We start from the raw sequence: 11,845 nt of genomic DNA, 5'->3' as shown, positions 1-11,845 counted from the left end.
CGATGGGCCGCCTTGCCCTGACAGCCCGTCTCGCCCTGAGCGGCCTGCGCCGCCACCTGCTCCAGTCGGCGATCCTCGTGCTGGCCGTGACCCTCGCGTGCACGGCCGTGACGCTGGGGACGACACTGCGCGACGCGGCGGGACAGTCCTACGCGCAGACCCGGGCCGCGACCGGCGGACCGGACGTGATGGCCATGCCGATCAGCACCGGTGACGAGGCGCTGCGGGACCTGGCCCCGCTGCTGGACCTGCCGGGGGTCAGCGAGCACGGCGGGCCGTATCCCGTGATCTCCCCGATGGTCCGGGCCCACGGGCTCACCGTGCAGGCCGTCGCGGAGGGGCGCGGCACGACACCGGACGCCCTCGACCACCCGCGGCTGACCCAGGGCGGCTGGGTGCGTCCCGGAGGCGCGGTGGTCGAACACGCCTTCGCCCTCGCGCTGGGTGTCCGCACCGGTGACCGTCTCACCGTCGCCGGGCGGACCTTCACGGTCACCGGCGTCGCGCTGACCGCCGCCCACAAGCCCTACCCCGGCGCCGAGTGGTCGCCGCAAGGAGGAGGCCTCTCGCACAATGCGGGCCTGCTCTGGCTCACCGAAGCCGACGTCCGCGGCCTCGCCACCCCCGAGCTGCCCCTGTCCTACGCCGCCACCCTGAGGCTGGACGACCCCGAAGACGCCCAGGCGTTCGTGGCCTCCCCGGCGGTACGGGCCGTCCAGGCGAACGTCCGCGCCTGGCAGGAGTTCGGCCTGAACGAAAGCCGCGGCCTGCGCACCGCGCACGAGGCCGTCGTCACCGGAGGCTGGCTCCTGGTCGCCCTCGCCCTCGCCGGCGCGAGCAGCCTGGTCGCCGGCCGCCTGGCCGAACAGACCCGCAGGGTCGGCCTGTTCAAGGCGGTCGGCGCCACCCCGGGGCTGGTGGCGGCGGTGCTGCTGGCCGAGTACCTGGCCATGGCGCTGACCGCGGGCACCGCCGGTCTGGCCCTCGGCTGCCTGCTCGCGCCCGCACTCACCGACCCCGGCGGCGGGCTGATCGGCACCGCACTGGCCGTCCCGTCCACCGGCACCGTCACGGCCGTGGCCGTCACCGCCCTGGCGATCTCCTGCGGCGCGGCCGCCGGCCCGGCCTGGCGTGCCGCCCGCACCACCACCGCCCGCGCGCTGGCTGATCCGGCCCGCGCGCCCCGGGAGCGGTCGGCGCTCGTCCGCGATGCCAGGTGGCTGCCCGTCCCCCTCATGCTGGGGCTGCGTCTGGCCGCCCGCCGCCCACGCCGTGCGCTCCTCACCGCGACCAGCACCTTCACGGTCGTCACCGGGCTCTCGGCGGCCCTCACCTACCAGGCCCAGCCGCCGTTCCGGCTCGATCTCGGGGCGTCCAGGCTGCCCGATCCGGGCGACGTGCTGACCAGCCACATCGTCCAGGGTGTCCTCGTCGCCCTCACCGTGTTGGCCGTCGTCAACACCGTCGCCGCCGCCTGGAACGCCGCCCTGGACGCCCAGCGTCCACTGGCCATCGCCCGCACCCTGGGCGCCACGCCCGGCCAGGCCACCGCCGGGCTCGTCCTGGCACAGCTGCTGCCCGCCCTGCCCGCGGCCGCCGTCGGCGTTCCCGCCGGAATCGGCCTGTGCGCGTTCCTCCAGGCCGGCCCCGATTCCCTGGTCGTGCCGTCCGCCGCCCAGACCGCGGGCACGGCCGCCGCGGCGCTGCTCGCCCTCGCGGCCCTGACCACCGCCCCGGCCCGCCTGAGCGCCCGCCACCCCGTCCACAAGGCCCTGCACAGCGAGGTGAGCTGATGTCCGGGCCGGCACCGGCTCCCCTGACCGGCAGCCGCTACCCTCGGCAGCCATGAACCGACGGCAGCGCAGGAAACCCTCCCGGCACCTCGCCGCGACAGCCATGCCGGGTGACCCCGCCGGCGCACAGGCGCTGCCCCGGGCCGGCACCGCCCCGGAGCGGACGATCACCGACGCCCCTGCCGAGCCCGCCGCGCTTCTCGTCACGGCCGGAGCCCCCAAGGTCGCGGGACCGGGGTCCGCCGGGCTGGGATCCACCAGGCCGGGGCCCGCCGTGCCGGGTTCCGCCGGGGCGGGATCCACCAGACCGGGTTCCGCCAGGGCAGGAGGATCCACCGGGACGGGGCTCGCTAGGACAGGGTCCGCCAGACCGTGGTCCACCAGGCCAGGGCCCGCCAGACCGTGGTCCACCGGGCCGGAGCCCGCCAGGACAGGTCCCGCCGGCACGACGTCCGCTAGGACGACGTCCGCACCACCAGTTCCGTAGGCAGCACGAGTTGCTTGCGCTCCAGTTCCCGGGACACCGCCGGGCGGCGGTCGGCGATCTCGTGCAGCAGGAGGTCGATCATCGCGCGGCCCATCTCCTCGATGGGCTGACGGACGCTGGTCAGGGGGGGATCCATGTGGCGGGCTATGGCGGAGTCGTCGTAGCCGACGAGGGCCACGTCGTCGGGGATGCGGAGGCCCGCCTCGCGCAGCACCTGGCGGGCACCGGCCGCCGTGACGTCGGAGGCGGCGAAGACGGCGTCCAGGTCGGGGCGGTGCTCCAGCAGACGCGCCATCGCCCGACGGCCGCCGCCCTCGGTGAAGTCTCCCTGAGCCACGAGGAGTTCGTCCACCTCCTGACCCGCGTCCCGCAGGGCCTCACGGTACCCGTCGACTCGGCGCTGGGCGCCGTAGACGTCCATGTGGCCGGTGATGTGGGCGATGGTGCGGCAGCCATGGGCCATCAGGTGCTCCACCGCGGAGCGGGCGCCGCCGTAGTTGTCGGAGTCCACCGAGGGCAGGGTCTCGCCCGCCGAGCGGGGGCCGCTGATCACCGCCGGGATCTCCAACTGGGCCAGCATGTCCGGCAGCGGGTCGTCGGCGTGCACCGAGACCAGCAGGACGCCGTCCACCCGGTGCGCGGCCAGGTACTGGGCCAGCCGCTGCCGCTTCTGGTCACTGCCGGCGAAGATCAGCAGCAACTGCATCTCCGTGTCCGACAGTCCGGCGCCGACACCCCGCAGCATGTCCGAGAAGTACGGCTCGGCGAAGAAGCGGGTCTCCGGCTCGGGCACGACCAGGGCGATCGCGTCGGTGCGGTTGGCGGCGAGGGCACGGGCGGCCGTGTTGGGGACGTAGCCGAGTTCGGCGACCGCGGCCTCGACGGCGGCCCGGGTGGCGTCGCTGACCCGGGGCGAGCCGTTGATCACCCGCGAGACGGTGCCGCGGCCGACGCCGGCCCGCGCGGCGACCTCTTCGAGGGTCGGCCGACCGCCGCTCCGGCCCCGCGCTCCGTGGCCTGTCATTGGCTCCGCCCTTTCGCCGTCGAAACCGCCTTGGCCTGGAATGTAACAGTCTCCCGAGTGCGGACACCGGGCCCGGGGGCCGCCGTGGCGGCCTGCGGGGACGGAGCGACTCCGCAGGCCCGGGGCGAGAACCTCCCCCCACCCGCGTTAGTTAACAGGCAGATAACCGAACGCATTTGTCCTCGCTCACACCCTTGACACCCCCGCTCGAACCCGCGACCCTTCAACACATCACTGGTGGGAGCGCTCCCACAGTACCTGACACATACACAACCCGCACGTTCCCCGCCCGAGCCGCAGCGAGTAAAAACGGGCCCAACATGCAGTTGGCCGGGGGGTCGGCACGTCAGGGCAACAGGAGGACGCAATGCGAGCACGTTTGCTCCCCCATTCTCGACTTCGTTCGAGCGGGGGGACCCCCATCGCCCGCAAGGCGGTGGTCCTGGCGGCAGCCGCGTCGCTGGGCGCCGGGCTGCTGGCCGGCTGCTCCAGCGACAGCGGAGACAAGTCCGGCTCGTCCGGCGGCGGCAACGGCGGTGGCAAGACCACGATCACGATGGGGCTCTTCGGCACCATGGGCTTCAAGGAGGCCGGCCTCTACACCGAGTACGAGAAGCTGCACCCCAACATCAAGATCCAGGAAAACTCGATCGAGCGGAACGAGAACTACTACCCGGCGCTCATCAACCACCTCACCACCAACAGCGGCCTGATGGACGTCCAGGCCGTCGAGGTCGGCAACATCGCCGAGGTCGTCGCCACCCAGGCGGACAAGTTCGAGGACCTCTCCAAGGCTTCGGGCGTGGACAAGAGCAACTGGCTGGACTGGAAGTGGGCGCAGGCCACGACCCAGGACGGACGGACCATCGGCCTCGGCACCGACATCGGCCCGATGGCGATCTGCTACCGCAAGGACCTCTTCGAGAAGGCCGGCCTGCCCACCGACCGCGACGAGGTCGGCAAGCTGTGGGCGGGCGACTGGAACAAGTTCATCCAGACGGGCGAGACGTTCAAGAAGAAGGCGCCCAGCGGCACCTACTTCATGGACTCCCCGGGTGGCCTGATCAATGCGGTCCTGAGCAGTGAGGAGGACAAGTTCTACGACTCCTCCGGCAAGGTCATCTACAAGACGAACCCTGCCGTCAAGGCCGCCTTCGACCTGACCTCCAAGGCCGCCCAGGAGGGTCTGCTCCAGTCGCAGGTCCAGTTCCAGCCGGGCTGGGACCAGACGATCGCGAACAGCAAGTTCGCCACCATGGCGTGCCCGCCGTGGATGCTCGGCTACATCAAGGGCAAGTCGAAGCCGGACGCGGCCGGCAAGTGGGACGTGGCCGTGCCGCCCAAGGGCGGCAACTGGGGCGGCAGCTTCCTGGGCGTGCCCAAGAGCGGCAAGCACGTGAAGGAGGCGGAGGCGTTCATCGCCTGGCTGACGGCTCCCGAGCAGCAGGCGAAGCTGTTCGGCGTCCAGGGCAGCTTCCCGAGCGCACCGGCCGCCTACACCATGCCGGCGGTGACCGACGCGAAGAACGACATGACCGGTGACGCGCCGATCGGCCCGATCTTCGCCGAGGCGGCCAAGGCCATCCCGACCCAGGTCATCGGCCCGAAGGACCAGATCATCCAGCAGGGTCTGACGGACAACGGCGTCATCCTCGTGACGAAGGGCAAGTCGCCCGCCGACGCCTGGAAGACGGCCACCAAGACCATCGACAACAACCTGGAGAAGTGACCGGTATGGCCACCCGGCACGACACCGCCGCGTCCCCCTCGCAGGAGGGGGGCGCGGCCCCGGGCCGCCCGGTGGGGGCGGAGCCCGCCGACGCGGAGCACCGGCGCCGGGCGCGGCTGTCGCGCCGCTGGCAGCGGGACATGCGATGGAGCCCGTACGCGTTCGTCTCGCCGTTCTTCCTGCTCTTCCTCGCCTTCGGCCTGTTCCCGCTGATCTACACGGCGTGGGCCTCGCTGCACACGGTGGAGCTGACCGCGCCGACCGACATGCAGTGGGCGGGGCTGTACAACTACACCCGGATCTTCGACGACGAGTTCTTCTGGAACGCGGCGAAGAACACCCTGACCATCGGCCTGATCTCCACGATCCCGCAGCTGCTGATGGCGATGGGCGTGGCGCACATCCTGAACTACAAGCTGCGCGCCTCGACCTTCTACCGGGTCGCGATGCTCGCGCCGTACGCCACCTCGATCGCCGCCGCCACGCTGGTCTTCGTGCTGCTCTTCGGCCGCGACTACGGCATGATCAACTGGGCGCTGCACTCGGTCGGCTTCCACCACATCGACTGGCAGAACGACAAGTGGCCCTCCCAGATCGCCGTCTCCACGATCATCATCTGGCGCTGGACGGGCTACAACGCGCTGATCTACCTTGCGGCGATGCAGGCCATCCCACAGGACCTGTACGAGTCGGCGGCACTGGACGGCGCCAACCGGTTCCGGCAGTTCTTCCACGTCACGCTGCCGCAGCTGCGTCCGACGATCCTGTTCACCGCCGTGGTGTCGACCATCGGCGCCAGCCAGGTCTTCGGCGAGCCGCTGATGTTCGACGCCACCAGCGGCGCCTCCGGCGGCGGCGAGCACCAGTTCCAGACCCTCGGCCTGTACCTGTACGAGCAGGGCTGGGTGAACCAGCACCTGGGCCGGGCCTCCGCGATCGCCTGGACGATGTTCCTGATCCTGATCGTGATCGGCATCGTCAACTACGTCATCTCGCGCCGGCTGCGCGCCAGTAGTTAAGGAGTCCGGCCGTGACGACGACCCTGACCGAACCCGAGACGCCGACCACCGGACCGCGCCGGACACGCCTGCCCAAGGCCGCCCGCGCGGGCGGGCAACTGCACGCCGGCCCGGTCGCGTACGTGATCCTGGCCCTGTTCACCATCGGCTCACTGTTCCCGCTGGTGTGGACGGCGATCGCCGCCTCCCGTGACAACAACCGGCTGGCGCAGACCCCGCCGCCCTTCTGGTTCGGCTCGAACCTGATGCACAACCTCCAGGTCGCCTGGACGGACGCCAATCTGGGCAAGGCGCTCGTCAACACCACGATCGTGGCGGGGGTCTCCGCGGCTACCGTCGTGTTCCTGTCCACGATCGCCGGCTTCGCCTTCGCCAAGCTGCGCTTCAAGGGCCGGGGCGCGCTGATGCTGATCGTGGTCGGCACGATGATGGTGCCGCCGCAGCTCAGTGTGATCCCGCTGTACATGATGGTGGCCAAGCTGAACTGGACCGACCAGTTGCAGGCAGTGATCTTTCCGTCGCTGGTCAGCGCGTTCGGCGTGTTCTTCATTCGGCAGTACCTGCTGCAGGCACTGCCGGACGAGATCATCGAGGCCGCCCGGGTGGACGGCGCGAGCAGCTGGCGCGTGGTGTGGCACGTGGTGTTCCCGGCGGCGCGGCCGGCGATGGCCGTGCTGGGGATGCTGATCTTCGTGCAGACCTGGAACGACTTCCTGTGGCCGTTCCTGGTGCTGACCCAGACCGGCAACCCGACCGTGCAGGTCGCCCTCGCGGGCCTGGGCCGCGGCTACAACCCCGACCAGTCCCTGATCATGGCGGGCGCGCTGCTCGGCACGCTGCCGCTGCTGCTGGTCTTCGCGATCTTCGGCAAGCAGATCGTGGGCGGCATCATGCAGGGCGCGGTCAAGGGCTGACGCCCGCACCCCGTCCTCGTCCGCGCGGCGGCCCGGCCGCCGCGCACCCCCCGCCTTTCCGGGGGCCGGATCACCGTGGTCCCGGCCCCTGGTCCACTCTGTCCATCCTCCCCTTTCGAACCGTAGGTCTTTCACGACCATCTATGGGAGCGCTTCCATGCCTGAGTCCGCACAGCCGGTGACCCCGGTGACCTTTCCGCCCGCCTTCCTCTGGGGCGCCGCGACCTCCGCGTACCAGATCGAGGGGGCGGTGCGGGAGGACGGCCGCACGCCCTCGATCTGGGACACCTTCAGCCATACCCCGGGCAAGACCGCCGGTGGCGAAACCGGTGACATCGCCGTCGACCACTACCACCGCTACCGCGACGACGTGGCCCTGATGGCCGACCTGGGCCTGAACGCCTACCGCTTCTCCGTCTCCTGGCCGCGTGTGCAGCCGACCGGCCGGGGTCCCGCCGTCCAGGTGGGCCTGGACTTCTACCGCCGTCTCGTGGACGAGCTGCTGGCCCACGGGATCAAGCCCGCGGTCACCCTCTACCACTGGGACCTGCCGCAGGAACTGGAGGACGCCGGCGGCTGGCCGGAGCGGGAGACCGCGCTGCGCTTCGCGGAGTACGCGCAGATCGTCGGTGAGGCGCTCGGCGACCGCGTGGAGCAGTGGATCACCCTCAACGAGCCGTGGTGCAGCGCCTTCCTCGGCTACGGCTCCGGGGTGCACGCACCGGGCCGCACCGAGCCCGCGGCCACGCTGCGCGCGGCCCACCACCTGAACCTGGCCCACGGTCTGGGCACACAGGCGCTGCGCTCGGTGATGCCGTCCCGCAACTCGGTCGCGGTCAGCCTCAACTCCTCGGTGGTCCGCACGGTCTCGCAGGACCCCGCGGACCTGGCGGCGGCCCGGAAGATCGACGACCTGGCCAACGGGATCTTCCACGGCCCGATGCTGCAGGGGGCGTACCCGGCCACGCTGCTGGAGGCCACCTCCTCGCTCACGGACTGGTCCTTCGTCCTGGACGGCGATCTGGCCACCGCGCACCAGCCGTTGGACGCGCTCGGCCTCAACTACTACACGCCGGCCCTGGTGTCGGCGGCGGACCCGACGCTGGAGAGCCCGCGGGCCGACGGTCACGGGGCGAGCTCGCACTCGCCGTGGCCCGGCGCGGACGACGTGGCGTTCCATCAGACGCCGGGCGACCGCACCGAGATGGGCTGGACGATCGACCCGACCGGCCTGCACGAGCTGATCATGCGCTACTCCCGGGAGGCGCCGGGGCTGGCGCTGTACGTCACCGAGAACGGCGCCGCCTACGACGACAAGGTGGGCCCCGACGGCCGGGTGCACGACCCGGAGCGCATCGCCTACCTGCACTCCCACCTGGCGGCGGTGCGCCGGGCCATCACGGACGGCGCGGACGTCCGCGGGTACTACCTGTGGTCCCTGATGGACAACTTCGAGTGGGCCTACGGGTACGAGAAGCGGTTCGGCGCCGTCTACGTCGACTACAACACCCTCGCCCGGACCCCGAAGTCCAGCGCCCACTGGTACGGAAAGGCGGCCCGCACCGGAGAGCTGCCGTCGCCGGACGCCGCCTGACGGCCTGCCCGGTCCACCGTGCGCCCCGGCCGGTTCGAGCGTGAACCGGCCGGGGCGTTCTGCCCGGCCTGCGGCGGCGCAGATGGAGATCGGCGACCACCGGAGGGATACGCCCGGTTCAGCGGAAGGCGGAGGCCGGCGGGGCCGGTGAGGCGACCGCCGCGGAGTCGGTGACCGGTGCGGCTCCTCCGGTGAAGTCGGTGAGGGCGCGGCCGTGTTCGACGCGGCCGGGGTGCGGGTCGGTGGCGGCCCTTCGGGTCAGCTCGGCGACCGGCAGCGGGAGGTCGGAGGCCACGAGCACGGCGTTGCCGAAGCGCTTGCCGCGCAGCACCGTCGGGTCGGCGACCAGCGCGAGCCGGGCGAACCGGGCGGCCGCGGTGGCGATCTGGGCGCGCAGATGGGCCAGCGGAGGGCCGTCGGCGAGGTTGGCGGCGTAGAGACCGCCCGGCTTGAGGACCCTGCGCACCCCGTCGAGGAACTCCGTCGAGGTGAGGTGGGCGGGCGTGCGGGCGCCGCTGAACACGTCCGCGATGACCAGGTCGGCCCAGCCGTCGGGCACTTTGGCGAGGCCCTCGCGGGCGTCCGCCGACCGCACCCGAAGACGAGCCCCGGAATCCAACGGCAGCTCCCGGCGCACCAGTTGGACGAGGGCCCCGTCGCGCTCGACCACCTGCTGGGTGGAGCGGGGCCGGGTGGCCGCGACGTACCGGGCGAGGGTGAACGCCCCTCCGCCGAGGTGCACGGCGTGGACGGGCCGCCCGGCGGGAGCGGCGAGGTCGATCACGTGCCCGAGCCGCCGCTGGTACTCGAAGGAGAGGTACGCCGGGTCGTCGAGGTCGACGTAGGACTGCGGGGCGCCGTCGATCAGCAGCGTCCAGCCCCGGGCCCGCTCCCGGTCGGGTATGAGCTGCGCGAGTCCGCCGTCGACCTGTTCGGCGACGGCTTCGACGGCTCCTCGCCCGCGGCGGGGACTCCTGGACCTTCCCATGGGCCCATTGTCGCAAGCGGTGCGGTGTGCCACCCACAGGTGGCGGGAGCCGTGGGCGGGCGTTCCGGCAGGCGGGGCGCCGGCGTCAGCAGCAGCCGTCCGCCGCCTTGATCGTCCGGGCCGCCTCCCCCAGCGCCCGCCGCAGCACCGCGGGGTCCGTCGCGAGGTCGGCCTCGTCGGGCGGGACCAGCCAGTCCGAGCCCTCCACGGGCGGCTCCGGGGCCAGCCGCAGGCCCCCTCCGTCGGTCTCGGTGCAGGTGCTCCCGGGCACGTCCCAGGCCGCGGCCGTGCCCGCCGGCACCACGAAGCCGAGCGTGCCGCCCCCGTCGTCGTGCAGTACGGGGCCCACCGCGTCACCCGGCCCGCGGCGCAGGATGTCGACCGCCTCAAGGCCCTGCCGGGCCGGCACGGTGACCACGTCGCACGGGGACTGCGCACGGGGATCGACACTGCGCGGGGTTTCCATCCCGGCCTCCATCACGAAAATCCCTCCTCGTGAACGAGCGGGTCGGGAGTCTGGCGGCTCCCGGTCCACGGGGTTCAACGCGACAGGTGCGTCAACGGCTACGGGCGAAGTCCGCCAGGAAGGGTGGCACTTCATGGCAGATCACGGATGGGATATCCGGTTTGTAGCCAAACACTGCGTACCCGGGCGGACACAGCGGGTACTTTCTTGCTCGCCGGAAACAGGGGCTCACCCGGACGACCGGGGCGACTCGGGCGATTCCCCTGCGTCCGGCATGGTTCGACGGTTCGCACGAGAGGGCCCGGCCATGACGTCGTCGACAGTGACCTCGTCCCAGTTCCCCCACCCACCACGGCCGAATCTCGCCTTCCGGCGGCTGCGCGGACAGCGCTCGCCGGCCGAGTTCGCCGCGGCGGTACGACGGGCCGCCACCGAGGTCGGTGAGCGGGTCAGCTGTGACGCGCGCTACATCGGCCGGGTGGAGGCAGGTGAGATCCGTTGCCCCAACTACGCCTATGAACGTGTGTTCTTGCACATGTTCCCCGGCCGCACGCTGACCGATCTGGGGTTCGCGCCCCGGTCGGCCGTTCGAGGACGCGCCTCCCGTGCCCCGCACGAGGCGCGCGAGGCGGGCGACCCGTACCCCCCGGATCGCCCGTCCCCGGATCACCACTCGCCGGACCCGCAGGACCCTTACGACCCGTACTGCCCCCACGACCCGTACCACCCGCACGATGACCACGAGAACCACGAGGAGAGCGACGTGCTGCGTCGCGCATTCATGACCCGCGGAGGCGCCACGGTGGCCGCCGCCTCGCTGAGCCCCCTGGGCCCCGCCTTCGACGCCGCGGCCGCGGACCGCCCCACGCGCCGCGCCGGCACGGGCGACGCCGGGGCCGTCGAAGAGACCGTCCGCCGGATCCGGTTGCTGGACGACCGGCACGGAGCGGACGGCCTCTACCGCAGGGCGGCCGCACCGCTGCGCGCCGCCTACGCCCTGCTCGACGCCGGCACGACCCGGCAGACGACCGCCGACCGGCTCCACTCGGGCGCCGGTGAACTGGCCATCTCGGTCGGCTGGCTGGCCCACGACTCCGGGCGTTTCGACGACGCGCGCTCGCACTACGCCGAGGCACTGGCCACCGCGCGCATGACCGGGGACCGGCCCCTGGAGACGCACGCCTTCTGCAACACCGCGTTCCTCGCACGGGACGCGGGACGGCCCCGCGAGGCGGTGCGGGCCGCACAGGCCGCGCAGCGCGTGGGGCGCGGACTGGGCTCGGCGCGCCTGATGTCGCTGCTCGCGCTGCGCGAGGCGGGTGGCTGGGCCGGGCTCGCCGACCGCACGGGCTGCGAGCGGGCGCTCGCGCGGGCGCGGGCCCTGTACGAGCGGGGCGCCTCGGACGCCGACCCCGAGTGGATGAGCTTCTACGGCGAGGCCGAGCTGGCGGGGCTCGAGGCGCAGTGCTGGTCCACGCTGGGCGACTGGCCGCGGGCGGCCCGGCACGCGCGGCGCGCGGCGCAGCTCCAGGATCCCCACTTCACGCGGAACATCGCGCTCTACTCGGCCGAGCTGGCCGACGACCTCGCGCGCGGGGGGCTGCCGGACGAGGCGGCCGCCGCCGGAATGCGGGTGCTGGACCTGCTGAACCAGGTCCAGTCGTCCCGGATCCAGGCGATGCTGGCGGGTACGGCACGGGTGCTGCTGCCGCACCGCAGGTCGAGCGAGGTGTCCGCGTTCCTGGAACGGCACGCGAGCGCCCCTCGGCCGGTGTGACGCGCCCCCGGGCCGGCCGGACGCACGGGCGCCCCGTGGGGGTCGGGTTCACCC

General features: G+C 72.5%; 9 protein-coding genes. 6 read left to right on the top strand and 3 right to left on the bottom strand.

Annotated elements, in window-relative coordinates; translation table 11 throughout:
* The first annotated feature begins 2 nt into the window (after positions 1–2).
* Entirely contained in the window at positions 3–1,793 is a 1,791-nt protein-coding gene (locus ACIHCX_RS28320) for an ABC transporter permease (protein ID WP_400034308.1), read from the top strand.
* A gap of 455 nt (positions 1,794–2,248) precedes the next feature.
* On the opposite strand, the gene ACIHCX_RS28315 is transcribed toward ACIHCX_RS28320, so the two are convergent.
* Positions 2,249–3,304 carry a LacI family DNA-binding transcriptional regulator gene (locus tag ACIHCX_RS28315; RefSeq protein ID WP_400034306.1) on the bottom strand — a complete coding sequence of 352 codons (1,056 nt, stop codon included), beginning with the start codon at positions 3,302–3,304 and terminating at the stop codon, positions 2,249–2,251.
* 367 nt (positions 3,305–3,671) lie between these two features.
* Between ACIHCX_RS28315 and ACIHCX_RS28310 the strand changes: the two genes are divergently transcribed.
* The 4 genes from ACIHCX_RS28310 to ACIHCX_RS28295 all read left to right on the top strand — a co-directional run bounded on the left by ACIHCX_RS28310 (position 3,672) and on the right by ACIHCX_RS28295 (position 8,560).
* Positions 3,672–5,033, top strand: coding sequence for an ABC transporter substrate-binding protein (locus ACIHCX_RS28310; RefSeq protein WP_400034303.1), 1,362 nt, complete (start codon positions 3,672–3,674; stop codon positions 5,031–5,033).
* A gap of 5 nt (positions 5,034–5,038) precedes the next feature.
* Positions 5,039–6,052 carry a carbohydrate ABC transporter permease gene (locus tag ACIHCX_RS28305; RefSeq protein WP_400034301.1) on the top strand — a complete coding sequence of 338 codons (1,014 nt, stop codon included), beginning with the start codon at positions 5,039–5,041 and terminating at the stop codon, positions 6,050–6,052.
* A gap of 11 nt (positions 6,053–6,063) precedes the next feature.
* Positions 6,064–6,966: a carbohydrate ABC transporter permease gene (locus ACIHCX_RS28300; protein WP_400034299.1), complete on the top strand. Its 903-nt coding sequence runs from the start codon at positions 6,064–6,066 to the stop codon at positions 6,964–6,966.
* Between the two features lie 157 nt (positions 6,967–7,123).
* On the top strand, positions 7,124–8,560 hold the full coding sequence (locus ACIHCX_RS28295) for a GH1 family beta-glucosidase (RefSeq protein ID WP_400034297.1): 1,437 nt from the start codon (positions 7,124–7,126) through the stop codon (positions 8,558–8,560).
* A 118-nt stretch (positions 8,561–8,678) separates the two neighbouring features.
* Here ACIHCX_RS28295 and ACIHCX_RS28290 read toward each other — a convergent pair whose 3' ends face one another.
* Positions 8,679–9,548 (bottom strand): spermidine synthase, encoded by an 870-nt coding sequence (locus ACIHCX_RS28290; RefSeq protein ID WP_400034295.1) that lies wholly within the window; start codon positions 9,546–9,548, stop codon positions 8,679–8,681.
* A gap of 85 nt (positions 9,549–9,633) precedes the next feature.
* Positions 9,634–10,014 carry a hypothetical protein gene (locus ACIHCX_RS28285; protein WP_400034293.1) on the bottom strand — a complete coding sequence of 127 codons (381 nt, stop codon included), beginning with the start codon at positions 10,012–10,014 and terminating at the stop codon, positions 9,634–9,636.
* Between the two features lie 307 nt (positions 10,015–10,321).
* Here ACIHCX_RS28285 and ACIHCX_RS28280 point away from each other — a divergent pair, with 307 nt between their 5' ends.
* Positions 10,322–11,791: a hypothetical protein gene (locus ACIHCX_RS28280; protein WP_400034291.1), complete on the top strand. Its 1,470-nt coding sequence runs from the start codon at positions 10,322–10,324 to the stop codon at positions 11,789–11,791.
* Positions 11,792–11,845: the final 54 nt, after the last annotated feature.

The organism is Streptomyces sp. NPDC052043, assembly GCF_044548235.1.
Lineage (GTDB): Bacteria > Actinomycetota > Actinomycetes > Streptomycetales > Streptomycetaceae > Streptomyces.
The sequence above is the reverse complement of the archived record's forward strand: the minus strand, read 5'-3'. Positions and strand labels throughout refer to the sequence as shown.

Excerpts from the sequence above, each read along its gene's own strand:
- ACIHCX_RS28320 (WP_400034308.1), top strand. The coding sequence starts at position 3 with ATGGGCCGCCTTGCCCTGACAGCCCGTCTCGCCCTGAGCGGCCTGCGC.
- ACIHCX_RS28315 (WP_400034306.1), bottom strand. The coding sequence starts at position 3,304 with ATGACAGGCCACGGAGCGCGGGGCCGGAGCGGCGGTCGGCCGACCCTC.
- ACIHCX_RS28310 (WP_400034303.1), top strand. The coding sequence starts at position 3,672 with ATGCGAGCACGTTTGCTCCCCCATTCTCGACTTCGTTCGAGCGGGGGG.
- ACIHCX_RS28305 (WP_400034301.1), top strand. The coding sequence starts at position 5,039 with ATGGCCACCCGGCACGACACCGCCGCGTCCCCCTCGCAGGAGGGGGGC.
- ACIHCX_RS28295 (WP_400034297.1), top strand. The coding sequence starts at position 7,124 with ATGCCTGAGTCCGCACAGCCGGTGACCCCGGTGACCTTTCCGCCCGCC.
- ACIHCX_RS28290 (WP_400034295.1), bottom strand. The coding sequence starts at position 9,548 with ATGGGAAGGTCCAGGAGTCCCCGCCGCGGGCGAGGAGCCGTCGAAGCC.
- ACIHCX_RS28285 (WP_400034293.1), bottom strand. The coding sequence starts at position 10,014 with ATGGAAACCCCGCGCAGTGTCGATCCCCGTGCGCAGTCCCCGTGCGAC.
- ACIHCX_RS28280 (WP_400034291.1), top strand. The coding sequence starts at position 10,322 with ATGACGTCGTCGACAGTGACCTCGTCCCAGTTCCCCCACCCACCACGG.